General features: G+C 74.5%; 21 protein-coding genes and 3 pseudogenes. 14 read left to right on the forward strand and 10 right to left on the reverse strand.

Annotated features, from left to right (window positions below):
* Positions 1-414: 414 nt before the first annotated feature.
* Positions 415-522: pseudogene (locus ACWEQO_RS08990) on the reverse strand (transcriptional regulator); the annotation flags it as partial.
* A 159-nt stretch (positions 523-681) separates the two neighbouring features.
* Here ACWEQO_RS08990 and ACWEQO_RS08995 point away from each other — a divergent pair.
* Both ACWEQO_RS08995 and ACWEQO_RS09000 read left to right on the forward strand, forming a co-directional pair.
* Positions 682-1,118, forward strand: a pseudogene (locus ACWEQO_RS08995) (ATP-binding protein).
* 328 nt (positions 1,119-1,446) lie between these two features.
* A pseudogene (locus ACWEQO_RS09000) lies at positions 1,447-1,770 on the forward strand (hypothetical protein); the annotation flags it as partial.
* A gap of 144 nt (positions 1,771-1,914) precedes the next feature.
* Here the strand turns inward: ACWEQO_RS09000 and ACWEQO_RS09005 are convergent.
* Entirely contained in the window at positions 1,915-2,841 is a 927-nt protein-coding gene (locus tag ACWEQO_RS09005) for a DUF3027 domain-containing protein (RefSeq protein WP_361451164.1), read from the reverse strand.
* A gap of 338 nt (positions 2,842-3,179) precedes the next feature.
* Between ACWEQO_RS09005 and ACWEQO_RS09010 the strand changes: the two genes are divergently transcribed.
* The 4 genes from ACWEQO_RS09010 to ACWEQO_RS09025 all read left to right on the forward strand — a co-directional run bounded on the left by ACWEQO_RS09010 (position 3,180) and on the right by ACWEQO_RS09025 (position 6,791).
* The gene (locus ACWEQO_RS09010; protein ID WP_452980595.1) at positions 3,180-4,628 is read left to right on the forward strand and encodes an MFS transporter; all 1,449 of its coding nucleotides are present in this window, start codon (positions 3,180-3,182) and stop codon (positions 4,626-4,628) included.
* 63 nt (positions 4,629-4,691) lie between these two features.
* Entirely contained in the window at positions 4,692-5,192 is a 501-nt protein-coding gene (locus tag ACWEQO_RS09015; RefSeq protein ID WP_361451158.1) for a DUF2771 domain-containing protein, read from the forward strand.
* A gap of 62 nt (positions 5,193-5,254) precedes the next feature.
* Positions 5,255-5,950, forward strand: coding sequence for a futalosine hydrolase (locus tag ACWEQO_RS09020; protein ID WP_452980598.1), 696 nt, complete (start codon positions 5,255-5,257; stop codon positions 5,948-5,950).
* A complete protein-coding gene (locus tag ACWEQO_RS09025; protein WP_361451152.1) occupies positions 5,940-6,791 on the forward strand; it encodes a 1,4-dihydroxy-6-naphthoate synthase in 852 nt (283 codons plus the stop codon). The genes ACWEQO_RS09020 and ACWEQO_RS09025 overlap by 11 nt, the downstream gene beginning before the upstream one ends.
* A 55-nt stretch (positions 6,792-6,846) precedes the next feature.
* Here the strand turns inward: ACWEQO_RS09025 and ACWEQO_RS09030 are convergent, their stop codons facing one another.
* Complete coding sequence (locus ACWEQO_RS09030) at positions 6,847-7,230, reverse strand: cold-shock protein (protein WP_279335316.1); 384 nt, start codon at positions 7,228-7,230, stop codon at positions 6,847-6,849.
* Between the two features lie 163 nt (positions 7,231-7,393).
* On the opposite strand from ACWEQO_RS09030, the gene ACWEQO_RS09035 reads away from it, so the two are divergent.
* Positions 7,394-7,642 carry a hypothetical protein gene (locus ACWEQO_RS09035; RefSeq protein ID WP_361451148.1) on the forward strand — a complete coding sequence of 83 codons (249 nt, stop codon included), beginning with the start codon at positions 7,394-7,396 and terminating at the stop codon, positions 7,640-7,642.
* Positions 7,643-7,885: 243 nt separating this feature from the next.
* Here the strand turns inward: ACWEQO_RS09035 and ACWEQO_RS09040 are convergent, their stop codons facing one another.
* Both ACWEQO_RS09040 and ACWEQO_RS09045 read right to left on the reverse strand, forming a co-directional pair.
* Positions 7,886-8,542, reverse strand: coding sequence for an HAD family hydrolase (locus ACWEQO_RS09040; protein ID WP_452980603.1), 657 nt, complete (start codon positions 8,540-8,542; stop codon positions 7,886-7,888).
* Between the two features lie 31 nt (positions 8,543-8,573).
* Positions 8,574-9,629, reverse strand: coding sequence for a hypothetical protein (locus tag ACWEQO_RS09045; RefSeq protein ID WP_452980606.1), 1,056 nt, complete (start codon positions 9,627-9,629; stop codon positions 8,574-8,576).
* Positions 9,630-9,748: 119 nt separating this feature from the next.
* Between ACWEQO_RS09045 and ACWEQO_RS09050 the strand changes: the two genes are divergently transcribed.
* Both ACWEQO_RS09050 and ACWEQO_RS09055 read left to right on the forward strand, forming a co-directional pair.
* Positions 9,749-12,379, forward strand: coding sequence for a helicase-associated domain-containing protein (locus ACWEQO_RS09050; RefSeq protein ID WP_452980609.1), 2,631 nt, complete (start codon positions 9,749-9,751; stop codon positions 12,377-12,379).
* A 104-nt stretch (positions 12,380-12,483) separates the two neighbouring features.
* Entirely contained in the window at positions 12,484-14,127 is a 1,644-nt protein-coding gene (locus ACWEQO_RS09055) for a DNA repair helicase XPB (RefSeq protein WP_361451136.1), read from the forward strand.
* A 42-nt stretch (positions 14,128-14,169) separates the two neighbouring features.
* Here the strand turns inward: ACWEQO_RS09055 and ACWEQO_RS09060 are convergent, their stop codons facing one another.
* Positions 14,170-14,457 (reverse strand): hypothetical protein, encoded by a 288-nt coding sequence (locus tag ACWEQO_RS09060; protein WP_452980612.1) that lies wholly within the window; start codon positions 14,455-14,457, stop codon positions 14,170-14,172.
* Between the two features lie 282 nt (positions 14,458-14,739).
* Between ACWEQO_RS09060 and ACWEQO_RS09065 the strand changes: the two genes are divergently transcribed.
* Positions 14,740-16,527: an alpha/beta hydrolase gene (locus tag ACWEQO_RS09065; RefSeq protein WP_452980615.1), complete on the forward strand. Its 1,788-nt coding sequence runs from the start codon at positions 14,740-14,742 to the stop codon at positions 16,525-16,527.
* Here the strand turns inward: ACWEQO_RS09065 and ACWEQO_RS09070 are convergent, their stop codons facing one another.
* Positions 16,528-16,731: a hypothetical protein gene (locus ACWEQO_RS09070; RefSeq protein ID WP_361451128.1), complete on the reverse strand. Its 204-nt coding sequence runs from the start codon at positions 16,729-16,731 to the stop codon at positions 16,528-16,530.
* 348 nt (positions 16,732-17,079) lie between these two features.
* On the opposite strand from ACWEQO_RS09070, the gene ACWEQO_RS09075 reads away from it, so the two are divergent.
* A complete protein-coding gene (locus ACWEQO_RS09075; RefSeq protein WP_452980618.1) occupies positions 17,080-19,176 on the forward strand; it encodes a HelD family protein in 2,097 nt (698 codons plus the stop codon).
* Positions 19,177-19,196: 20 nt separating this feature from the next.
* Here the strand turns inward: ACWEQO_RS09075 and ACWEQO_RS09080 are convergent, their stop codons facing one another.
* Positions 19,197-19,895, reverse strand: a complete 699-nt coding sequence (locus tag ACWEQO_RS09080) for a copper homeostasis protein CutC (protein ID WP_452980621.1) — start codon at positions 19,893-19,895, stop codon at positions 19,197-19,199.
* 156 nt (positions 19,896-20,051) lie between these two features.
* On the opposite strand from ACWEQO_RS09080, the gene ACWEQO_RS09085 reads away from it, so the two are divergent.
* Positions 20,052-20,300 (forward strand): helix-turn-helix transcriptional regulator, encoded by a 249-nt coding sequence (locus ACWEQO_RS09085; RefSeq protein WP_452980624.1) that lies wholly within the window; start codon positions 20,052-20,054, stop codon positions 20,298-20,300.
* A complete protein-coding gene (locus ACWEQO_RS09090) occupies positions 20,297-20,836 on the forward strand; it encodes a hypothetical protein (RefSeq protein ID WP_452980627.1) in 540 nt (179 codons plus the stop codon). Before ACWEQO_RS09085 ends, ACWEQO_RS09090 begins: the two co-directional genes overlap by 4 nt.
* A gap of 142 nt (positions 20,837-20,978) precedes the next feature.
* Here ACWEQO_RS09090 and ACWEQO_RS09095 read toward each other — a convergent pair whose 3' ends face one another.
* Entirely contained in the window at positions 20,979-21,659 is a 681-nt protein-coding gene (locus tag ACWEQO_RS09095) for a maleylpyruvate isomerase family mycothiol-dependent enzyme (RefSeq protein ID WP_452980629.1), read from the reverse strand.
* A gap of 40 nt (positions 21,660-21,699) precedes the next feature.
* Positions 21,700-22,578, reverse strand: a complete 879-nt coding sequence (locus ACWEQO_RS09100) for an alpha/beta hydrolase (protein ID WP_452980632.1) — start codon at positions 22,576-22,578, stop codon at positions 21,700-21,702.
* A 239-nt stretch (positions 22,579-22,817) separates the two neighbouring features.
* Here ACWEQO_RS09100 and ACWEQO_RS09105 point away from each other — a divergent pair, with 239 nt between their 5' ends.
* Positions 22,818-23,480: an HD domain-containing protein gene (locus tag ACWEQO_RS09105; protein ID WP_452980635.1), complete on the forward strand. Its 663-nt coding sequence runs from the start codon at positions 22,818-22,820 to the stop codon at positions 23,478-23,480.
* The last annotated feature ends 5 nt before the right edge of the window (positions 23,481-23,485 follow it).

The raw sequence follows: 23,485 nt of genomic DNA on the forward strand, positions 1-23,485 counted from the left end.
GACGCCGGCACGCACGCCCCGGGCCCGCGGGGCCGCCCCGGGCCGCAGGGGCCCCGGCGCCACTCGACCGCCGCTCGGCCGGGGTACGCCGTCCAGCGTCGCCCGCCGCCCGGCACGCCCCCCGTGCCGGACCCCGCGTCTGCGGCACGATCCACCGGGCAGGCACCACCCGGGCCGGGCCGCGTGCCCCTCGAAGCGGAACCCGGGGTGGCGTGAGCACCGATGCGGGCTCCGGCCTCCGGAGCCGTGGCCGGCCGCTCGCTCGACCCCGGCGCGGAATCGTCACCGCTCTCCTCGATGCCCTCGACGACCTCCTCGGGGCACCGGACAACCCGGCACGCCGGGCCGGCTCCGTGCTGGTCCGGCCGGGCCCGACCCTCCGGCTCGACTTCGATGGCACAGGGATCCGGGTTCGACGGTGGTGATGACCGCGACTCCCCACTCGTCGTCCGGGTCCGCCTCCCGCCCCGGCTCGTCCGCCTCGCCCTTGAGCCGACCCGACTCGGCCTCGGCCGCCGTCATGTCGCGCGTCTCCCTCGAAACCGTCCGTGACACCCTCGGCGCCCCACCCGTACCAACCGTCGGCACAGCTTCGACAGCACCGGACGGCCTCCGGAAAGTGACCGTGCGCACGCCCCGGGTCACCACTCGCGGTACGCGGGTACCGCCACGCCGGGTGACGTGAACCGGAGAACCGCCGAACCCGCGGCCCCCGTCCGCACCTTCAGCGTGCAGCCCTCCTCCGCACCGCGCGGCGCACGCCTCGCCCGCCTGCCCGGAGCGGAACAACTCCGCTCCTGGGGCCTGCCCCTGGACCCCGCCAGATCATCGCGGAGCCGGCCGTCAACGCGACCACACACGGCCGCGTCCCGGGACGCGACTTCCGGCTCACCCGCTACGCCGTGGCCGGCACCCTCCGCATCGAGGTCACCGACACCCGGGGCGAGCAACTCCCCGAACCTCAGGAACCCTCCGCCGACGCCGAGTCCGGGCGCGGCCTGCTGCCGGTCGAGGCGTTCGCCGGCCACTGGGGCGTCACCGAGGGCCGCTGTCCTCGCAAGACCGTCCGGGCCGAACTGAGCCTCGCCCGACCGGAACACCACCGTCCGCACGCGTGAGCACTTCGGCCACATCTGTCCACATACCGCTCGCATGAGCGCCCAGATGACACTTTCCCCCTGACTGCTCACGGTTCCCGGCACAGCACCCCCCTCGCCGGTTGTGCGGGCCCCGGGACCACGGGGAGCCCACATCCCCCTCACCACAAGGGGAGAAACCCCCACCAAGCCCCATCCCACCGCCCGTTCGAGGCCGAGGCCCAAACTCACTCAAGCGGGTGAACATCACCGACATAGCCGGAAAACCGCACCCCCCGCGGCCCTACGCTCAGCGCAGCAACCGCAAAAAGACTTCGGCCCCCGCCGGGGACTGGCATCCCGGTGCGATGGCCTGGGCAACCGCCCGGTCAAGCACCTCTGGAGGAATCTGGTGGCCGTGGACCTCTCCTTCTACAAGTCCTACCTCGTCGAGGAAATCCGGGACGAAGCCCGTACGCAAGGACTTGAGCAGGGGCTCGAGCAAGAGCTCGAGCAGGGGCACGTACAACGGGCGGCCGAAGACGTGCTGCTCGTGCTCGATCAGCGCGGTCTCGACATCTCCGACGAGGTGCGTGCGCGCGTCACCGACTGCACCGACCCCGAAGTCCTCCGTCACTGGCTCCTCCGCGCCGTCACCGCTCCGAAGGCCGAAGAGATCTTCGAAGGCGAGTGAGGGCGGCGGCATCCCCGTTCCCGGCGGAATGTTCACGTACCGGGTCGTCGTGCGCCGCGAACGCGTCCACGGCGGTCAGATCACCTGCCCGGGGTTCTGAGACAGCACGGCGTTCGGACCGAGCCGGTCGGGGCCCGCGTCCCCCTACGAGTGCCCCAGATCCGCCGCCGACGCGTCCTCCGTCGGCGGGACCGAGCCGGAGTCGGGGGACGGGCGCAGCGGGAAGGGGTCGACGCGGGTCTCGTCGATCCGGGGCGGGACGGGCCGGGGCGGCTTGGGCATGACCGCGGCCTCGGAGTGGCCGCCGCAGCCGTAGGAGAGGGAGACGACACGGCCGTCGGCGGGGGAGAACTCGTTGGCGCAGACGCCGAAGGCCTGGCCGAGGGAGCCGCCGATCGGGGCGAGGAAGCCGCAGGACACGCAGGACGCGGGGGCCGCCTGCGCCATCGGGGTCTTGGCGCCGAAGGCCTCCTCCCAGCGGTCGGCGGCGGTGTGCAGGCCGTAGCGGGACAGCACGCGGGCGCGCCGCATGCCGAGTTCCTCGGCGACCGCCGCGATCGAACCGCGGGCCGGGGCGGTCGCCTGGCGCGCCGGGGTGCCCTCGGTGACGTCCGCGTCCTCGGCCTCCGCCAGTTCGGCGAACTCTCCGGAGACCGGCGAGTTCGGCGGCGGCGCGTCCTCGCCGGAGAAGCCGGGCTCCAGTCGCAGGTCCTCGGCGTCGGTGGGCAGCAGATCGCCGGGGCCCATGTCGCCGGGGCGCAGCCGCTCGCTCCACGGCACCCACTCCGGCGCGAGGATCGCGTCGGGACCGGGCAGCAGGACCGCCTCGTCCACCGTGACGATCTTGGCGCGGGAGGCGCGGGCGACGGTGACGGCCCAGCGCCAGCCGCGGTAGCCGAGCTCGCGGCACGCGAAGTAGTGGGTGACGACCCGGTCGCCCTCGGAGAGCATGCCTTCGTGTTCGCCGACGACCCCGGGCGCGGCGGCCTCCTCGGCTGCTGCGCGGGCGAGGTCGACGGCCTCGGCGCACAGCCGGTCGGGGGTGCGGCTTCGCCTTGTCGCTGCCTTCACAGGTATCGCTTCTCTCCTACGCCGTCTCACGAGTGCGCCACTCCCGGCGCGAGGGCGGACGGAGCGGACCGGAGGACCGCGTCGACGTCCACGCCTGATCGTGCTCGGGCGCGCCTCCATCCATTCTGCGGGATGGCTGAGATACGCACGCTACCTGTTCGCGTGCGCTGGGCCTACACCGACGGTTGTTCTCGAGTGTTCTCGAGATGTTCTCGGCTGTCCTCACCCCTCTCCGGGCACCGCGCGCCGGTGCCGCGTTCCCCCGGAAGCCGCACGCCGCGGGGCCGTCGAGGCGGTCGGGGCACTACGGACCGCCGTATCAGGGCACTATGAACGTCGTGGCTACCGCGAGGACACCCCAGGGCGCCACCGGGACCGGTGGGCCGCACGAAGCCAGAGGGGCCAGAGTCAGAGGAAAGGGCCCGCGCCTCAAAGCGGGCGGGCGGGGCGGCCGTCTGCGCGCGACCGGTCGCGTCCTGCGCAAGCCGGTGACCGGAACCGCACGCGGGATCCGCCGGGCCACCCACGCGCACGGCGCCGGGGAGTCCGGGCTCGGCAAGCTGATCGAGCTGCACGGCGTGAACGGCGCCGGCGACGTCATGATCACCGTCGCGCTCGCGTCCACCGTCTTCTTCTCCGTGCCGACGGACGAGGCACGCGGCCGGGTCGCGCTCTACCTCGCCATCACGATGGCGCCGTTCACCCTCCTGGCACCGGTGATCGGCCCGCTCCTGGACCGCCTCCCGCACGGCCGCCGGGCCGCGATGGCGGGCGCGATGCTCGCCCGGGCGCTGCTCGCCCTGGTGCTGTCCGGCGCGGTGGTCACCGGCGGCCTCGAGCTGTATCCGGCCGCGCTCGGCGTCCTGGTCTCCTCGAAGGCGTACGGGGTGGTCAGAAGCGCCGTCGTGCCCCGGCTGCTGCCGCCCGCGTTCTCCCTGGTGAAAGCCAACTCGCGGGTCACCCTCGGCGGGCTGCTGGCCACCGGTGTCGCGGCGCCGATCGGCGCGGGGCTGCACCAGATCGGGCCGCGCTGGCCGCTGTACGGGGCGTTCGTGCTCTTCGTCACGGGCATGTTCCTGTCCTTCCGGCTGCCGCCGGAGGTGGACTCCGCCAAGGGCGAGGACACGGCGCTGCTCGCGGCGGACGAGGCCCATCTGCACGGCCCGCACCGCAGGTCCGGCAAGCGGCCCGGGCTGCGCACGGTCGGCCCGGCCGTCACCCACGCGCTGGCCGCCAACGCCTCCATCCGCTGCCTGACCGGCTTCCTGATCTTCTTCCTGGCGTTCCTGCTGCGTGAGCATCCGATGTCCGGTCAGAGCGCCGTCGTGTCCCTGGGCATCGTGGGGGTGGCGGCGGGCGTGGGCAACGCGCTCGGTACGGCCGTCGGCGCGTCGCTCCGGTCCCGCGCGCCGGAGATCATCATCGTGACGGTGGTGGCCTGTGTGGTGACCGCGGCGGTCGTGGCGGCGGCGCTGTTCGGCGCGGTCGTGGTGGCCTGCCTCGCCGGGGTGGCCGGCTTCGCGCAGGCGCTGGCCAAGCTGTCCCTGGACGCGCTGATCCAGCGGGACGTGCCCGAGACGGTCCGCACGTCGGCGTTCGCCCGCTCCGAGACGCTGCTGCAGATGGCGTGGGTGCTGGGCGGGGCGATCGGTATCGCGATGCCGCTGATCGGGCCGCTGGGCCTCGCGGTGGGCGCCGCGATCGTCACCACGGGCTGGCTGACCACCGTCCGCGCGCTGATCGGCTCCGCCCGGCACGGGGGCCACGGGCGCGCGCGAGTGGCGTAACGCTCCGGCCACGCCGTACCCCCACGTGGGAGGTGGACCGGACGTGCCCGATAACCTTCGCCCATGACCACGTTGCCCCGCGGCACAGCCGCTCGAAGTGACCGCGCTGTGCGACGGCGCCGTGCCGTCGTCGTCGCCGGTGCCGTCTCCGCCGGACTGCTCCTCCTGTCCGCCTGCGGTACCAAGCCGACGGCGATCTCCACGATCACCGTGGGCAGTGAGTCGGTGTCCTCCGAGGCCACCTGCGGCGGTGAGGGCGAGGCCCTGAAGGCCTCCGCCCTGACGTCGTGCCTGAAGGACAAGGACATCAAGGAGATCTCGGTCGACCCGGACGAGACCGTGCGCTTCGGTGTCGACCCGGACCTCGCCGACAAGGGCTGGACGATCCTGATGAACGGTCAGCCGCTGACCGACTCCAGCACCAAGACCTACCGCACCATCCCCGGCAGCGTCTTCTTCAACGCCCAGTACGGCGCCCAGGGCGACTCGACCCTGGTGTCGGTCAAGCAGGGCGAGAACGAGGCCACGGGCCTGTGGTCCTTCCGGCTGAAGAAGGACGCCTGACCGCGTCGTCCGCCGAGGCGCCCCCCGCCCCCACGAGACCGGGAGCGCGGGGAGGCGTCCTCGTGGCCACCGCCGTCCCCGCCGAACGGGACGCGGTGGCCAGGGCCTTTCCCGGTGCCGTGCGCGAGAGGGCCCTGCCCGGGGTGACCGTCGTCACGGTCGCCGACGGCCCCGATCTGATCGCCGCCGGTGTCGGCCCGGCCCTCGCCGCCGCCTCCACGGCCGGTGCGCTCACCGCCGCCGCCCTGGAGGGCCGCCCCTACGGCCTGGTCGTCTCGGCCGGCATCGCCGGCGGTTTCCCGCCGCACGCGCCCCTCGCCTCGCTCGTCGTCGCCGACGAGATCACCGCCGCCGACCTGGGCGCCGAGACCGCCGAGGGCTTCCTGCCGGTGACCGACCTCGGCTTCGGCGCCGTCACCCACCGTCCCCCCGCCGCCCTGGTCCGGGAGGTGGCCGCCGCGTCCGGCGCGCTCACCGGTGCCGTGCTCACCGTGTCGACGGTGACCGGCACCGCGGCCCGCGCCGCCCTGCTCCGCGACCGTCACCCCGGCGCGCTCGCCGAGGCCATGGAGGGCTTCGGCGTCGCCGAGGCCGCCGCCGCGCACGGCGTGCCCGTGCTGGAGGTGCGGGCGGTGTCGAATCCCGTCGGCCCGCGCGACCGCGCCGCCTGGCGCATCGGCGACGCCCTGGACGCCCTCGCCGAGGGCTTCGGGAAGATCGCGCCCGTCCTGGAGAGTTGGAACCGGTATGACAGTTGAGCAGCAGCGGCTGGGGATCGTGTACTCCCCCTGCCCGAACGACACCTTCGTCTTCGACGCCCTCGCGCACGGCCGCGTCCCCGGCGCGCCCGCCCTCGACGTCACCTTCGCCGACATCGACGTCACCAACGGCATGGCCGAGCGCGGCGAGTCGGACGTGCTGAAGGTGTCGTACGCGGCCCTCCCCTACGTCCTCGACGCGTACGCGCTGCTGCCCTGCGGGGGCGCGCTGGGCCGGGGCTGCGGACCGCTGGTGCTGACCCGGGAGCCCGGGGAACTCACCGGGCGCACGGTCGCCGTGCCGAGCGAGCGGTCGACGGCGTACCTGCTGTTCCGGCTGTGGGCGGCGGACGTGGTGCCCGGCGGGGTCGGGGAGATCGTGGTGATGCCGTTCCACGAGATCATGCCCGCCGTACGGGACGGGAAGGTGGACGCCGGACTCGTCATCCACGAGGCGCGCTTCACGTACCGGGAGTACGGACTGCACCGGCTCGCGGACATGGGTGAGCACTGGGAGCGGACCACCGGGCTGCCGATCCCGCTGGGCGCGATCATCGCCAGGCGGTCCCTCGGAGCGCGGACGCTGACCCTGCTCGCCGACTCGATCCGCAGTTCCGTACGGGCCGCCTGGGACGATCCCGAGGCGGCGCGGCCGTACGTCATGGCGCACGCCCAGGAGATGGACCCGGCCGTCGCCGACCAGCACATCGGGCTGTACGTCAACGAGTTCACCGCCGACCTCGGCGAGGACGGCTACGCGGCCGTACGGGGCCTGCTGACGCGCGCGGCGGCCGAGGGCCTGGTCCCGCCCCTCGGCCCGGACGCCCTGCGGTTCCCCTGACCCGTACCGGCGTGGGGGTGGGGGTGGGTGCGGACACCGGTGCCGGCCGGCCGGATCAGACGTCCAGCTGGTCGGCGACCGCGCGGAGCAGGCCGGCGATCTGCTTCCCGGAGGTGCGGTCCGGGTAGCGGCCCTTCTCCAGGTTCGGCGCGAGGTTCTCCAGCAGGGTCGTCAGGTCCTGGACGATGGAGGCCAGCTCGTCGGGCTTCTTGCGCTGGGCGGCCGCGACCGACGGGGTCGGGTCGATGACGGTCAGGGACAGGGCCTGGTCGCCTCGCTGCCCGGCGACCACGCCGAACTCCACCCGCTGGCCCGGCTTCAGTGTCTCGACTCCGGCGGGGAGGACCGAGGAATGGACGAAGACGTCACCGCCGTCGTCGCGGGAGAGGAAGCCGAAGCCCTTCTCACTGTTGAACCACTTGACTTTGCCGGTGGGCACGTCCGTCCTCGTCCTCGTACTCGTCGGGAAACCGCTTCTGGAACAGCTCTCGATGACGCTCGGGCAGGTCCTGGTGACCCACCGCTACCAAGGCTAATGGTCTTCGGGCGGGTGACAAGACGTCGCCCGGTAGTTCCCTCCGGCCAGGAACTACCCTGGTCCGGTGGCTGACAAAACCCAAGCGAGTTCCGCGGCGCCCGGCGACGGCCTGGTCCGGGCAGGCGGCGTCGTCTTCATCATCGGCGCCGTGGCCACTCTGGTCACGGTGGCCCCGTTGTTCCTCGGTACGGAGCCCTTTCCGACGTACATGTTCGTACTGAGCATGCTCATGGGGGTCGGATTCCTGATGGCCGGCGCGGGAGTGCTCCGCTCGGCCGCGGCGGGCCGCCGCCGGGCGCGCGCCGGGCAGTGACCCCGTCGGGCGCGTGTCGCGCGGTCGGCCGCCGCGGGCGCGCCGCGGCGCCGCGCACCGAGCCATCAGGCCCTCGCCGGGCAGCACCCCGCCAGGACGCGCGCCGGGCGGTGCCCCCGTCAGGCAGGCACCGGACACCGGCCCCACGCCCGGCGATCAGCCGCCGGGCCCGCGCCCGGCGGCGACTCCGTCCCGGCGCACGCCCGGCACCGGCCCTGTCGGGCACGCCCCGGCGGTGAGCCGTCAGGGGCGCGCCGCGCGGTGGTCCGCGAACCAGCGGGGGAACTCGGTCAGGTCGGCGAGGACGACGTCCGCGCCCGCCGCGCGCAGCTCCGCCGGGTCGCACGGGCCGCTGGCGACCGCGACCGCCAGTGCTCCGGCGGTCCGCGCGCCGCGCACATCACCCACATGGTCGCCGACGTACACGCCCGCGTCGTGCTCGCGCAGCGCCGTCGCCTTCTGCTCGGCCCACAGGTCGCCGATCACCGCGTCCGGTTCGATGCCGAGGTGGGCGAGGTGCAGCTTGGCGTTGGGCTCGTGCTTCGCGGTGACGACGATCGCCTGCCCGCCCGCCTCCCGCACGGCCGCCATGGCGTCGCGGGCGCCGGGCAGCGCCGGCGTGGGGGCTATGGCGTACGTCGGGTACATCGCCCGGTACAGGTCCGCCGCCTCCTCGACCCGCTCGGCCGGGAACCAGTTGATCAGTTCGTCCTCCAGCGGCGGCCCCAGCCGGGTGACGACGAGATCGGCGTCTATGGGGGTGCCGGTCCGCTCGGCCAGCGCCAGGTAGCAGGCGCGGATGCCCGGCCGGGAGTCGATGAGCGTCATGTCGAGGTCGAAGCCGACGGTGAGCCGCGCGGACGGGAACGACGCGGACGGGAGCGGGGTCGTGGAGGCCATGCCCGCCATTGTGCCTGCGACTCCTGCGAGGTCAGCGGGGGCGTTGGGAGCGCCAGGTGAGGAACAGGGCCGAGGCGACCGCCGCGGCCCGGACCACCCAGGGCCAGGTCTCGGAGACGGCGTCGTTCATGGTGCCGTCGGCGATGGGGGCGCCCCAGCGTTCCTCGGTCCGGCCCCAGAGCCAGACGATCCCGCCCGCGATCGCGAGGCCCGGCAGGACGACGACCGCCCACTTGATCTCGGCCCGGGTGAGGCGGCGGGAGGCGTAGGCGATGACCCAGCCGAGGAACAGGGCGAACCAGTTGCCCAGGACGGCGCCCGCGACCAGCAGGCCCGCGGCGGCCAGGAGCAGGGGGTTGCTCCAGCGGCCGGACGGGAGGCGCGGGAGCCGGCGCCGGACGGATCCGGTGCCGGTCCCGGCCTCGGCTCCGTTTCCGGCTTCGACGACGGGCGGCGCGGGAGCCGTCCCGGCCGGGCCCGCCGCCCCGGCCGGTTCCTTCGACGGCGGGGGTTTGAGCAGTTCGGGGATCTCCACGCCGCCGACGAAACCGGTGACCTCGTCGCCGACGCCGAAGGGGCTGTCGTCCACCCGCCACCAGTCGGGCCGGCCGGCGCTGTCCCCGAGTTCGTCCGTACCGGCCCGGTGCGGCGGGGACGGCACGCCGGAGGCGGGCGCGGGGTGCGGGTTCCCGGGCGGGCGGGGGCGGGGGACGGCGCGGCGCAGGACGTCCCGCGCGCGCCCGCCCCGCTGGGCGGGGACCGCGGCGGGCGGCGGTGCGGGTTCGCCCTCGGTGGGCCCGGTCCCCCCCTCCGGCCGGGGAACCGCGCCGCCGGACCCGGCCGCCCCCGCCGCCCCGGAGGGGTCCGCGGCCGCCGCCACGACCTCGTCCGGGGTGCCCATGCGGGAGATGATGCGGCGCACGGCGGCCGGGGAGTCGACCGCGGACCTCGCCCGGCGCCGGTCGATCTCGTCACGCAACCGGGCGACCAGCCCCATCCGGGTCGCCGACGGCAGCTGCCGCTGCTGCGCCACGTCACCGACGCGGCTCAGGTACTCGTAGACGACCTGGTCACTCTCGATACCCACGAAGTGCCCTCCGGGGCGGATGCGTTGGTACACGACGTCGGACGACGGTACCGCGAGTCCGGGCGGCCGACCCAACTCCGCGCACCCCACCGGCGTAGCCACCCGCTACCGTGAGGCGGATGAGCACCGAGGAGAAGCCCGCGGCGGCCCCCCGATCCCTCGCGGAGGCGCTCCGGGGACGGGACGACGCCGGGCTCGCCGCGCTTCTGCGCAGCCGACCCGACCTCGTCACGCCCGTGCCCACCGACCTCACCCAGCTCGCCACCCGGGCCGGGACCCGGGCCTCGGTGGTGCGGGCCCTGGAGCGGCTGGACCGGTTCGCGCTGCAGACCGCCCAGGCGCTGGCCGTGGCGGCCGATCCGGCGCCGTACGACGAGCTGCTCGGGCTGCTGGCCGGCGACGAGGGCGACCCGGCGGTGTCCGCCGCGCTGCCGCACGCCGTGCGGACGCTGCGCGAACAGGCGCTGGTGTGGGGCGGCGACGACCGGCTGCGGCTGGTCCGTACGGCCCGTGAGCTGCTCTCCCCCTCCGCGCAGCACCCCTCGCCGACCGGTCTCGGCCCGACCGTGCGGGAGGCGACGGCCGGGATGTCCCCGGGGCGGATCCAGGAGATCGTCACGGCGGCCGGACTGCCGTCCACCCATGACTCGGTCTCCGCGGTGGCCGCCCTGACCGGGCTGTTCACGGACCGGGCACGGATGTCGGCGCTGCTCGCCGAGGTGCCGCCCGAGTCGACGGAGGTGCTGGAGCGGCTGGTGTGGGGGCCGCCCTACGGCCAGGTCACCGCCGATCCGGCGCCCCGGCTGCGGCTGCTGCTGGACCGGGGGCTGCTGCTGCCGACGGCGCCCGGGACGGTCGTGCTGCCGCGTGAGGTGGCGCTGCATCTGCGGGGCGGGCGGGCGCACCGGGTGACCGAGCCGGTGCCGCCACCCGTCGAACCCGTACCCGCGGCCGCGCACCGTCCACAGGTGGTGGACGCGGCGGCGGCCGGGCAGGCGTACACGGCGCTGGCGGCCGTCGAGGAGCTGCTGAAGGACTGGGACGAGGGCGGTCCGGCGGTGCTGCGGTCCGGCGGGCTGAGTGTGCGGGACCTGAAGCGGACCGCCGTCGCCCTGGACGTGCCCGAGCCGGTCGCCGCGTTCTGGGTCGAACTGGCCTATGCGGCGGGGTTGCTGGCCTCCGACGGGGAGGCCGACGAGCGGTACGCGGCGACCCCGGCGTACGACACCTGGCTGGAGCGGCCCGCCGCCGAGCGCTGGACGGCGCTGGCCACGGCGTGGCTGGCGGCGACCCGGACCCCGGGACTGGTCGGCGGGCGGGACGCGAAGGACCACACGGTGGCGGCGCTCGGTCCGGGGCTCGACCGGTCGGCGGCGCCCGAGGTGCGGCACCGGGTGCTGGCGCTGCTGGCGGGGCTTCCGGAGGGGGCGGCTCCGGTGGCCGAGTCGGTGTGGGCGCGGCTGCGGTGGGAGCGCCCGCCGCGCACCGCCGACGGTGACGGTGACGGCGAGGACCTGCGCTCCCGGCTCGCCCGGTGGACGCTCACCGAGGCGGAGATGCTGGGGATCACCGGCCGGGGGGCGCTGTCGGCCCACGGGCGGGCGCTGCTCGGGCTGCCCGCGCCGAAACCGGCCCGTCCGGCCCACTCGGCCGAACCGGAGCCCCCGGGGCCGGGCGACCGGTTGCCGGTCCACCACCGGCCGGTCCCGCCGCCGGGCCCCCTCTCCCCCGGCGGGTCCTCCCCCGCCGGGGCGAGGAACGCCGCCGCGGCCGCCCGGCTGCTGGCACCGCTGCTGCCCGAACCGCTGGACCACGTCCTGCTCCAGGCCGACCTGACGGCCGTCGCGCCGGGCCCGCTGCGCCGGCCGCTCGCGGACATGCTGGACGTGCTCGCGGACGTGGAATCGAAGGGCGGGGCGACCGTCTACCGGTTCACCCCGGGCTCGGTACGCCGTGCCCTGGACGCCGGACGGACCGCCGCCGACCTGCACGCCTTCCTCGCGGCGCACTCCCGCACACCGGTGCCGCAGCCGCTGGCGTATCTGATCGACGACGTGGCCCGCCGGCACGGGCACCTGCGGGTGGGCGCGGCCTCCGCGTACGTACGCTGCGACGACGAGGCGGTGCTGAACGAGATCCTCGCCGACAAGCGGGCCGCCGGGCTGGGTCTGCGCCGTCTCGCGCCGACCGTGCTGGCCGCGCGGGCCGACCCGGCCGGCCTGCTGGAGGGGCTGCGCCGGATGGGGTTCGCCCCGGCCGCCGAGTCCGCCGAGGGCGATGTCCTGATCACCCGCGCCCACGCCCGCCGCACCCCGCCGCGCACCCCGCCCGAGCCGGTTCCGGAGGGGCCGCCGGTGCCCGACGACACCCTGCTCACGGCGGCGATCCGGGCCGTACGGGCGGGTGACCTCGCCGCCACCGCCCCCCGCAGGTCCCGGGACGGGGAGCGGCAAGCGGCCGGGGCCGGGCGCGGGGGCGGCGAGCTGCCGCGCACCGGGTCCGCGGAGACCCTCGCCACCGTGCAGGCCGCCGTCCTCACCGGTGAGGCGCTGTGGATCGGCTACGTCAACGCCGAGGGCGCCGCCAGCCAGCGCGTCATCGCCCCGGTCCGGGTCGAGGGCGGCTTCGTCACGGCGTACGACCACACCGCCGACGAGGTCCGCACCTATCCGCTGCACCGGATCACGGGCGTCGCGGAACTGGCGGACGCCGAACCGGCCGACGGGGGACCGGCCCACGGGGAAAGCTGAGCCCGACCCGCCGGCGGACACCGGCGATCAGGCAAACTGGACGTTTGGCCGAGCTGTGTCCGTGCAGTGCCCGTGCCGAGCCCGTCGCAGAAAGGCAGCCGCGCGTGAATGGTCCGCTCATCGTCCAGTCCGACAAGACGCTTCTCCTGGAAGTCGACCACGAGCAGGCGGACGACTGCCGTCGCGCCATCGCGCCCTTCGCCGAACTGGAGCGGGCCCCGGAGCACATCCACACCTACCGGGTGACCCCGCTCGGCCTGTGGAACGCGCGGGCCGCCGGCCATGACGCCGAGCAGGTGGTGGACGCGCTGGTGCAGTACAGCCGCTACCCGGTGCCGCACGCGCTGCTCGTCGACATCGCCGAGACGATGGACCGCTACGGCCGGCTCAGCCTGCTCAAGCACCCGGCGCACGGTCTCGTCCTCACCAGCACCGACCGGCCCGTGCTGGAGGAGGTGCTGCGCTCCAGGCGGATCGCCCCGCTGGTCGGCGCCCGCATCGACCCGGACACCGTCGCCGTGCACCCCTCGGAGCGCGGGCAGATCAAGCAGACGCTGCTGAAGCTGGGCTGGCCCGCCGAGGACCTCGCCGGGTACGTGGACGGCGAGGCGCACCCCATCGAGCTGGTCGAGGACGGGTGGGCGCTGCGCCCGTACCAGAAGCAGGCCGTGGAGAACTTCTGGCACGGCGGCTCCGGTGTGGTCGTCCTGCCCTGCGGCGCGGGCAAGACGCTGGTCGGCGCCGGTTCGATGGCGCAGGCGAAGTCGACCACGCTGATCCTGGTCACCAACACCGTCTCGGCCCGGCAGTGGAAGCACGAGCTGGTGAGGCGGACCTCGCTGACCGAGGACGAGATCGGCGAGTACAGCGGGACGAAGAAGGAGATCCGTCCCGTCACCATCGCCACCTACCAGGTGCTGACGACCCGCCGGAAGGGCGTCTACCCCCACCTGGAACTCTTCGACTCCCGGGACTGGGGCCTGATCCTCTACGACGAGGTGCACCTGCTGCCCGCCCCCGTCTTCAAGTTCACCGCCGACCTCCAGGCCCGCCGGCGCCTGGGTCTGACCGCGACCCTCGTCCGCGAGGACGGCCGCGAGTCGGACGTGTTCTCCCTCATCGGCCCGAAGCGGTTCGACGCGCCGTGGAAGGAGATCGAGGCGCAGGGCTACATCGCGCCCGCCGACTGCGTGGAGGTCCGGGTCAACCTCACCGAATCCGAACGGATCGCGTACGCGACGGCGGAGACCGAGGAGAAGTACCGCTTCTGCGCGACGACCGCCACCAAGCGGAAGGTGACGGAGGCGATCGTGCGCCGCTTCGCGGGGCAGCAGATCCTCGTCATCGGGCAGTACATCGACCAGCTGGACGAGCTGGGCGAACACCTGAACGCTCCGGTGATCAAGGGCGACACGTCGAACGCGCAGCGGGAGAAGCTGTTCGAGGCGTTCCGGCAGGGCGAGATCGGCGTGCTGGTGGTGTCCAAGGTCGCCAACTTCTCGGTCGACCTGCCGGAGGCCACGGTCGCCGTCCAGGTGTCGGGCACCTTCGGGTCCCGGCAGGAGGAGGCCCAGCGACTGGGCCGGGTGCTGCGGCCCAAGGCGGACGGCCACCAGGCGCACTTCTACTCCGTGGTCGCCCGCGACACCATCGACCAGGACTTCGCGGCCCACCGCCAGCGCTTCCTGGCGGAACAGGGCTACGCCTACCGCATCGTCGACGCGGACGAACTCCTCGCGGAGAGCTGAGCAGAGCTGAGCGCGCGCCCCGGAGCCTCGTCCCCGGGGGCGTCACCCCTTGGGGAGGTCGCACACCGGCAGGACAACGAACAGCGGCGGCGCCGGGGAGAGGAAGGCCGCCGCGATGCGCAGGGGCGTCCAGCGGGTGCTCCAGGGCGGCAGCCAGGACGTGAGCCAGGCGCCGGAGGTGAGGACGCCGCCGAGGGGCATCGCCCGGAGGATCACGTCCAGGGCGGTCGTCAGGGCCTGCGAGCAGTCGTCGGGGCCACAGCCGTCGGTCGCCATCGGGGGCATCGTTCCCACCAGCAGCGCCACCGGCCCCGGGAACGTCAGGAGCACGGTCGCGACAGTGGGCGCCACCCAGGCCCGGCGGTCCCGGTCGGCCGGGTGGAGCACCGGGGCGGCAGGGGGGCGGAGGAGTCGTGGCTCATGGCGCCGGTCGAGCCGTGTGACCGGCGCCCGCGCCTCGGCGCGCGTACTCGGACGGAAAGGGGCGGGTCACTCACTTCGGCACCCGATCGGACGCGTGTCGGTTGCCCGGTCGACGGGCCGCCGATGGTATGACAGCGGGTCCGTCGCCGCGGGCCCGACTCCCGGTCGCCGCGAGGGAAGGGCCTGCCCATGCCACGGACCGCCACTGCCACCGCCACTGCCACCGCCATCCGGACGCCCCTCACCCGAGCCGCCGGTGCGGCGGCCGGGGCACTGATCCTGCTGCTCGGGGCGGTCGGCCCGGCGTCCGCGGGCGGACCGAGCGGGGCTGACGGCGGCGGCAGCGGCAGCGGTGGTGGTGGTGGCGGCGACGGCGGTCACGGCGGGGTGGCGCTGCGCTGGCAGGACTGCCCGAACGTCGCACAGACCGGGTTCGAGTGCGCGACGGCGACCGTGCCCCTGGACCACACCCGCCCCGGGGACCGCACCCTCGAGCTGGCGGTGATCAGACACCGCGCCGCCGCGCCGGAGAAGCGGGTGGGCACGCTGTTCTTCAACCCCGGCGGCCCGGGCGGCCCGGGCACCGTGGGACTGCCGCAGCTGTACGGCAAGTTCCCGGCCGAACTGCGGGACCGCTACGACATCGTCAGCTGGGACCCGCGCGGGGTCGGCCAGAGCACGGCCGTACGCTGCTTCGACACCGCCGAGGAGGCCGTCGCCTGGCAGTCGAAGCTCCCGCCGTTCCCGGTGGGCGAGCGCGAGCAGCAGGCGTACGCCGCCGCCTACGCCGACCTGGCGAAGCAGTGCGAGCAGCGCGATCCGGACCTGCTGCGCCACATCTCGACCGCCGACACCGCCCGCGACCTGGACCTGCTGCGCGCGGCGGTGGGCGAGGAGCAGCTGCGGTACTGGGGCGTCTCGTACGGCACGCTGCTCGGCGCGACCTACGCGAACCTGTTCCCCGAGCGGGCCGGGCGGCTCGTCCTGGACGGGAACGTGAACCCGCTCGCCTGGCTGGGCGAGGGCGGCACGGCGGGTGGGGCCGGGGAGCTGAGCACGTTCCTGCGGCTCGGCTCCCACCTCGGTTCGGCCGACACGCTGGCGCAGTTCCTCGACCACTGCGGGCGTGCCCCGGTGACCAGCTGCGTCTTCTCGGCGGGCACCCCGGCGGCCACCCGCGACAAGTACGACACCCTGATACGGCGCCTCGCCGCCCGGCCGGCCGGTGACCGGACGTACGCGAGGGCCGTGAGCGAGGTGCGCGGCGGGCTCTACACCGTGCACCCCGGCTGGACCGGTGTCGCGGACCTGCTGGAGGCGCTGTGGTCCGGCCGGCCCCTCCTGGCCCCGAGTGTCCCGACGGACGTCCCGGTGCCCTACCCGGGCTTCGAGCAGTCGCTCGCGGTGATGTGCGCGGAGAGCCCCAACCCGCGGTCGCCACTGCGCTACCCCGAGCTGGAGCGGCGGGCGGTGGCGGAGGCCGGGGAGCTGGCCCACTGGTGGGTGTGGGCCAACGAGCCGTGCGCCACGTGGCCGGCCAGGGCGGCCGACCCCTACACCGGCCCGTGGGACCGGGCGACCGCCCACCCGGTGCTGGTGGTGAACACGACCCACGACCCCTCCACCCCGTACCGGGCGGCCCGGAACATGGTCGGGGAACTGGGCGACGCGCGGCTGCTGACGCTGGACGGGTACGGGCACACCGCGCTGGACAACCCGAGTGCGTGCGTGGGACGGCACGTGGTGCGGTACTTCCTCACCGGCGCGCTGCCGCCGAAGGACGCGCGCTGCGCCCAGGACCTCCCGCCGTTCGCCCCGCCGGCCGAGGCGCCGTCGCCGTCGGAACCGCTGCGGGCGCAGGCCGGGACGCCTGCCGGAGGCCTGCCGCGGGCCGCGGCTCCGGACGGGCCGCTGCCGGCGCCGTACGGCGTCTGGCCCCTGGAGGTCGTCGAGGGCCTGCTTCCGCCGCGTACCTGATCAGCGGCGGCGGACGCCGGCCTCCTCGTTGTACTCGCCGAGGACGGTGACCGAGAAGAAGGCCTCGGCGAAGACCCTGACGGCGCGCAGGGCGTTGCCGAGACGGTGCGGGGAGTGGTGGACGGAGCCGGTGGCGGTGGCGCCGCGGCGCGGAGGGCCCTGGCCACCGGCTCGGCTGCCTGGGGTGAAGGTCGCTGCGCTCATGTGTCCAGGGTGCGCCCGATCGCCCGTTCGGAGCATCGGTCCCCGGGCCCGACTTCGCCTCCCGCCCGGTCCCCCCTGAGGCGGGGGGCCTCCCCTGCGAGGAGGACCCGGAACCCCGAGAACCCCTGAGGGGTACGGCCGGGAGGGAAACCGTTCGCCCCGGACAGCGCGGCCGACTAGAATCCTCCGCTCGCCCCGGCCGCGCTGTCAGCGTTGTCAGCGTTGTCAGCGTTGTCCGGGGAGCTCCCCGCCTCCCTCACCGGAGCGCCACCGCCCGGACGGAAACCGGCCGGTCAGCCATGCCGTGATCACGCGGCATCACCGTCAGCACCCGCCGGAGGCAACCCCGTGCCCGCGCACGTCCCCGAACCCACGCCCACCCCCACGCCTGCGCCCACCCCCGAGCCCGCCGGTACCGACCCGCTGGACCGCGAGCGGGCCCACCTCGCCGCGTCCCGTACCGCCCTGCGGGCCATGCGCGCGGACGTCGAGGCCCTCGACCTGAGCAACGTCACCGCGAACTGGGTCAACGCGCAGATCCTGGAACGGCAGATGACGGAGCGCGTCAAGGCGCTGGCCGACCTCAGCGACACCCCGCTGTTCTTCGGCCGGCTCGACCACCTGCATGCCCCGGGCGTAGAAGGGGCGGAAGGGGCCGAGGGCGAGCGCTTCTACGTCGGGCGCCGCCACGTGCACGACGCCGACGGCGACCCGATGGTGATCGACTGGCGGGCGCCGGTCTCGCAGTCGTTCTACCGGGCGTCCAAGAAGGACCCGATGGACCTCGCGCTGCGCCGCCGTTTCGGCTACACCGGCGGCGACCTCACGGCGTACGAGGACGAGCACCTGTCCGACCCGACCGAGGCCGCCGTCACCAGCAGGCTGCTCCAGCGGGAGATCGAGCGCCCGCGCGTCGGCCCGATGCGGGACATCGTCGCCACCATCCAGCCCGAGCAGGACGAGATCGTACGGTCCGGCCTGTCGGGCAGCGTCTGTGTGCAGGGCGGCCCCGGCACCGGGAAGACCGCCGTCGGCCTGCACCGGGTGGCGTACCTCCTGTACGCCCACCGCGAGCGGCTGGCCCGCACCGGCACGCTGGTGGTCGGGCCGAACCGGTCCTTCCTGCACTACATCGAGCAGGTGCTGCCCGCGCTGGGCGAACTGGCGGTCGGGCAGGCGACGGTGGACGACCTGGTGGCCCATGTCGAGGTGCGCGGAACGGACGACGCGCGGGCCGCGCTCGTCAAGGGCGACGCCAGGATGGCCGAGGTCCTGCGCCGGGCCCTCCACTCGCACGTGACGATGCCCACCGAACCGGTCGTCGTCGTGCGCGGCTCACGCCGCTGGCGGGTGCCGGCGTACGAACTGGAGGAGATCGTCCGCCAGTTGCTCGACCGCGACATCCGCTACGGCGCCGCCCGCGAGGCCCTCCCGCAGCGCGTCGCGCACGCCGTGCTGGTGCGGATGGAGCGCGCCGGGGAGGCGCCGGACGACAGGGTGCAGGACACGGTGGCCCGCACCAGCGCGGTGAAGGCCGCGGTGAAGGCGGTCTGGCCGGCCGTCGACCCGGCGAAACTCGTCCTGCGCCTGCTGGCGGACCCGGATTTCCTGGCCGAGCACGCGGCCGGACTGCTGGACGAGGACGAGCAGAAGGCGATCCTCTGGACGAAGCCGGCGCGGTCGGTGCGGTCCGCGAAGTGGTCGGCGGCCGACGCGGTGCTGATCGACGAGGCCACCGACCTGATCCGGCGCACCCCCTCCCTCGGGCACGTGGTGCTCGACGAGGCGCAGGACCTCTCCCCCATGCAGTACCGGGCGGTGGGCCGGCGCTGCACCACCGGCTCGGCGACCGTCCTCGGCGACCTGGCGCAGGGCACCACGCCGTGGGCGACCCGGAGTTGGGAGGAGGCGCTGACCCACCTGGGCAAACGGGACGCCTTGATCGAGGAGTTGACGGCCGGTTTCCGCGTTCCGACGGACGTGATCGCGTACGCCTCCCGGCTGCTCCCGCACATCGCGCCGGGGCTGACCCCGGTGGCGTCGATCCGCGACAACCCGGGCTTCTTCGAGGTCCGTCCGGTCACCGGAAGCGGCGAAGTGGTGTCGGCCTGTCGGGAGTTGCTGGACCGCGAGGGTTCGGTCGGCCTGATCGCCGCGGACGCCCGCATCCCGGAACTGGCCCGGGAGCTCACCGCGGCAGGCCTCGGACACGTCGCGCCCGGCGAGGAGACGACGCACGACACCCGGCTCACCCTGGTCCCGGCGTCCCTGGCGAAGGGCCTGGAGTACGACTACGTGGTCCTGGACGAGCCGCGCGCCGTGGTCGACGCCGAGCCCGACGAACGCACCGGTCTGCGCCGCCTGTACGTCGCCCTGACCCGTGCGGTCTCGGGCCTGATCGTGACCCACGCGGCCCCGCTGCCGGAGCAGTTGCTGCCGCACTGAGCCGGGCCGCGGGGCCGGTGTCAGCCCCCGTCCACCACCCGGCGCCACTCGGCGACGGCCTCCGCCGAGACGGGTCCGTCCCACCCGTCCGGCCGGGCCGCGCCGCCGATGTGGAAGGCACGGATCCCGGCGCCGAGCAGGGTGGGCACCTGCTCCAGCCGCAGCCCGCCGCCCACGAGCAGCTGCTGCTCGTACCCGGGTTCGCCCCGCCCTCCCCGCCGGGCCTCGGTGAGCAGCGTCGGCAGCCCGTCGGCCACCCCGCCGGGCGCGCCGGCCGTGAGGTAGGCGTCGAGACCGGGCAGCCCGTCGAGCTGCTTGCGCAGGGCGTCGCGGTCGGCGGCGCGGTCGATGGCGCGGTGGAAGGTCCAGCGGCAGCCGTCCAGCGCGCCGACCACCCGCTCCACCGCGTCCAGGTCCACACCGCCGTCCGCGTCCAGGAACCCGAGGACGAACTCCTGCGCCCCCGCGTCCCGCATCTCCCGTGCCGTGTCCACCAGCCGGCCGAGGTCGCCCGCGGCGAACCCGTCCGCCAGCCGCAGCATCACCCGCGGCGGGATGTCGACGGCCGCGCGCACGGCGGCGACGGTGCGGGCGGACGGGGTGAGCCCGTCGGCGGCCATGTCGGTGACCAGCTCGAGCCGGTCCGCGCCCCCGGCCTGCGCGGCGACGGCGTCCTCGACGTCGAGGGCGATCACCTCCAGGACTGCACGCTCGCTCATGGGACCCCATTCCTCGGTTCATCGGTGCGGCGACGCCAAACGGCGACTACAGGTCTAGTCCATTTCAACCCTACGCTCGCTCACCGGGCTCCACACCGTCCACAGAAGTGCTGCGGAACGTTGCACCCTTCACTCAACTTGTAGTACTTCTTATACATGAGCGAGCAGGTGCACAACAGACTGGCCATGGTGCGCGCCGAGCGGAAGGTGTCCCGGCAGCACTTGGCCGAGGCGGTGGGGGCGCACTACCAGACCATCGGCTACATCGAGCGGGGGCAGTACAACCCGAGCCTCGACCTGGCGCTGAGGATCGCGAAGTTCTTCGAACTGCCGGTGGAGGCGCTGTTCTCACTGGAACCGTTCCGGCCGCTCACGGATGAGATCTACGGGAGGAAGACGCCATGACGACCACGCCGTTGACGCGCCACGACCACCGCATGCTGCGGATCATGAACGATCCCCGAGGCCGGCCGCTGTACGCCACGGCCGCCCGCCGACGCCTGGTCGTCACCGCACACCTGGTGCTGACCGCGGCCGTCGGCGGGCTCATGGCCTTCTTCTCCCTCGCGCAGGAGAAACCGCTCTGGGCGGCCGTCGTCACGGGGGCGCTGCTGCTGCCGTGGGCGGTCGCGACCGGGGCGATCAACGGGGCCACCCGCGGCCTGCTCGAACTGCGCGAACGGGCTTTGGACGAGCGCCAGTCCGCCGAACGCGCCCGGGTACGGGCCCGCGCCCACCAGGCGATGACCCTCTTCCTCGTCGGCACCGTGGTCGCCGCCGGCCTGTGGACCGCGAGGGCCGCCGACGGCGGTCTCCCCGCGGCGCCCGCGACAGTGGTACTCGTCTCCGTCCTCGTGGTGCACTGGCTGATGCCGCTGTGGGTGGCCGGCCTGACGGCTCGGGACGAGCCGGCCGAGGACGACGGCCCCGCGGCGGCCTGACGGGCCCGCCGCCCCGGCCGCCGCCCCGCCCCTCGAGGGCATCGGGCAGCGGCCGGGCCGCCTTACCGATCCGCCCGATCCGCCCGATCCGCCCGATCCGCCCGCTCAGCCAGCTCAGCCCGCTCAGCAAAGGCGTTCCGGCTCACTTCCCGAAGATGTTCAGCTCCGCGGCCGCCGCCCCGGCCAGCTCGTACGAGGCCCCGTCCACCGGCCGTCCCGCGTACAGCCGCACCAGCGTCGGCCCGTCCCCGATGTACCGCGCCGGGGGCCGTCGGCCCGAGGTGTCGCCCAGCCGCAGGGGCTCGTCCACGTCGTCGAGGTCGGCGTGCAGCGGAAGGTGCTCCCTCCGGCCGGTCACGTAGGCCAGCAGGGAGAACGCGGACGGCAGCCCCGCGCCCGCGTACGCGCCGGGCTCCCCGAACGCCTCGCGCACGTCCCCCGCGTGCACCCACTCGCCCAGCGCGAGGACGTCCAGCGCCCCGCCCGCCTTCGCGATCACCGGCCCGGCCTCGGTCATGCCGCGCTCCAGCTCGTCCACGACGCGCCGGTTGCTCCACTCGGCCCGCTCGGCGATGTCCCGGTCGTTGGACGCGGGCGAGAAGACCCCCTTCTCGAACCGGCCCTCCAGCACCCGCGTGAACGCGGCCGAACAGTGCGCCAGCACGTCCCGCACCGTCCACCCCGGACACGCCGCCACCGGCACCGCGAAGTCCGCGTCGGGCCTCTGCCGCAGCAGCGGGATCAGCACATCCCGCTCGACGGTCAGCAGCCGCCCGGGGAGTTCGGGGTCTCGTACGTTCTGCACATCCGCAGGAGTCGTCATGCCGACCACGCTAGTGGCGACTCCGCCCGCAGGAGGGCAGTCACTCCGCGGAGGGGGCCGGGAGCGTGGCGAGTTCGCCCAGGAGCCGGGCCGCCGGCGCCGGATCGACCAGCCACTTCAGGTGACTGCCCGGGAGGGTGCGGACGTCGTACGGGTTGTCCGGCGTCAGCTCGTCTCCCTCGCGGATCAGCCGGTCCTGCAGGGCGAGCGGCATGCTCGCGTCGTCGGCCAGGCGGACGAAGGTCTTCGGGATGCGGCCCCAGGTCGCCGCCTGCGCCCGGTCGGCGGAGGTGCCGACGTCCAGGTTCTCGTCGGGCTGGAAGGTGCTGAGGAAGGTCAGGAACTCCTCGTCGGTGCCGTCGGCGAGGATGGCCGCCTTGAGCGCCGCGAGGGCGGCCGGGTCCGCGGTGCGGAAGTTGACGCGGAGCAGGCCGAGTTCGGCGGGGTTCCCGGCCATCGCCAGGCCCAGGGAGGCGGCGTCGACCGTGGCCATCTCCGGCTCGGCGTAGTAGTCGCCGACGTCGAGCGCGACCGGGCACCAGGCCGCGACGTAGACGAGGCGGTCGATCAGGTCGGGCCGCGCGTTGGCCGCGGCCGTGGCCGTGGCGCCGCCGCGGCTGTGGGAGACGAGGATCACCGGGCCGTTCCGCCTGGCCCGCTCCAGGACCCCGATCAGGTGCGCGGCGTTGTCGGCGAGCGTGACGCCCTTGATCGCACCGGGCGCGGTGGCGAGCCCTTCGGGATCCTGCGGCGCCTGGTAGGCGCGGGTGTAGGTCGCCGCGAAGCCGTGGCCCGGCAGGTCGACGGCGACCGAACGGTGCCCGAGCAGGCCGAGTTCGGCCTGCAGCGGCGCGAAGGAGAAGGAGTTCGCGAAGGCTCCGTGGACCAGTACGAACGTCGGTTGCACCTGACTGCTCACTTCTTCCGGGCTCCTTCGCGTCGGCGGCGCGTGCGGACGGGTGTTCGCACTCCGGCGCTTCACACTACCCAGCGGAAGATCGCCCGCACTACCCGTAATCGTTTCTTCCGCTTGTGCGGAGGGCGTGCCCCGAGAGCCGCAGGGCACGGCGCGACCGCGTCCGGTGCTTCACGGCACGAGCCGAGCCGGAGCTCTGCGGCGAAGCTCCCGCGATCCATCAGGTCGGCAAGAATGGCCGTATGGCCGACACCGACGTCCTGCGCGCCCGTTTCGCCCGTGCTCTGGAGGGGGCCCGGGGTCCCGGGGGCGGGCCCGATCCGGCGCCCTACGCCGACCACCTGATCGCCCGCTGGCAGGAGCCGCAGCGGCACTACCACACGCTCGGCCACCTCACCGCCGTACTCGATCACGTCGACGAGCTGGCGGCGCACGCGGAGGACCCGGACGTCGTGCGGCTCGCGGCCTGGTTCCACGACGCCGTGTACCTGCCCGACCGCTCCGAGAACGAGGAGCGGTCCGCGCGGCTCGCCGAGCGGGCGCTGGCCGAGGCCGGGGTGGCGGAGGCGAAGACCGCCGAGGTGGCGCGGCTGGTGCGGCTCACCGTCACGCACGACCCGGCCGAGGACGACCGTGACGGTCAGGTGCTGTGCGACGCCGACCTGGCGGTCCTCGCCTCGCCCCCGTCGGCGTACGCCGTCTACACCGCCGCCGTCCGCGCGGAGTACCACTTCGTGCCGAACGACGCCTTCCGCGAGGGCCGCGCCGCCGTCCTGCGCCGACTCCTGGCCCTGCCCCGCCTGTTCCACACCCCTCGCGGGCAGGAGCACTGGGAGGCCACGGCCCGGTACAACATCGGCGGCGAGCTGGAAATGCTGTCGACCCCGGCGCCGCCGCCCTCATAGCCTGC

Source organism: Streptomyces sp. NPDC004051 (assembly GCF_053604275.1).